Here is a 1,176-nt window from a genome sequence, read left to right as displayed (position 1 = left end):
GGCTCTTGAGGGTGTGCGGGTGCTGGATATGACGCATGTGCAGTCGGGTCCGTCGGCGACGCAGTTGCTGGCGTGGCTGGGGGCGGATGTGGTGAAGGTGGAGGCGCCGGGCGGGGACATCACGCGGCGGCAGCTGCGGGATGTCCCGGATGCGGACTCGCTGTATTTCACGATGCTCAACTGCAACAAGCGCAGCATCACGCTGAACACCAAGACGGAGCGGGGCCGGCAGATCCTGACCGCGTTGATCCGGGGTGCGGATGTGATGGTGGAGAACTTCGCGCCGGGTGCGGTGGAGCGGATGGGGTTCACGTGGGAGCGGATCCGGGAGATCAACCCGCGGATCGTGTATGCCTCGATCAAGGGTTTCGGGGACGGCCCCTATACGGCTTTCAAAGCCTATGAGGTGGTCGCGCAGGCGATGGGCGGCTCGATGGCCACCACCGGTTTCGAGGACGGGCCGCCGCTGGCGACCGGTGCACAGATCGGTGACTCCGGCACCGGGATCCACGCGGTGGCCGGGATTCTGGCCGCGCTGCTGCAGCGCGAGCGGACCGGGCGCGGGCAGCGGGTGAACGTGGCGATGCAGCACGCGGTACTCAACCTGTGCCGGGTCAAACTCCGTGACCAGCAGCGCCTGGCGAACGGCCCGCTGGCGGAGTACCCCAACGACGACTTCGGGCAGGAGGTGCCGCGTTCGGGCAACGCCTCCGGCGGGGGGCAGCCCGGCTGGGCCGTCAAGTGCGCGCCCGGCGGGCCCAACGACTACGTGTACGTCATCGTCCAGCCCGTCGGCTGGCAGCCGCTGTCCGCATTGATCGGCCGGCCGGAACTGGCCGGTGATCCGGAGTGGGCCACTCCCGAGGCCCGGCTGCCGAAGCTGGCGAAGATGTTCCAGCTGATCGAGGAATGGACCTCGACGCTGCCCAAGTGGCAGGTCCTTCAACAGCTCAACAGCCACAACATCCCGTGCGGGCCGATCCTGTCCCCGAAAGAGATCATCGAGGACCCCTCACTCGCCGCGAACGACATGATCGTCGAAGTCGGACACCCGCAGCGCGGCACCTTCACCACCGTCGGCAACCCCCTCAAACTCTCCGACTCCCCCACCACCATCACCACCCCACCCCTCCTGGGCCAGCACAACGAAGACATCTACATCGGCGAACTCGGACT

General features: G+C 67.3%; 1 protein-coding gene. It reads left to right on the top strand.

Features of this window, described 5'->3' with window-relative positions:
- On the top strand, window positions 1-1,176 hold a 1,176-nt coding region (gene frc / locus AQJ46_RS51210; RefSeq protein WP_225887689.1), incomplete at both ends, for a formyl-CoA transferase.

Origin of the sequence: Streptomyces canus (assembly GCF_001514145.1) — a bacterium.
In the GTDB taxonomy this organism is placed as follows: domain Bacteria; phylum Actinomycetota; class Actinomycetes; order Streptomycetales; family Streptomycetaceae; genus Streptomyces; species Streptomyces canus.
The sequence above is the reverse complement of the archived record's forward strand: the minus strand, read 5'-3'. Positions and strand labels throughout refer to the sequence as shown.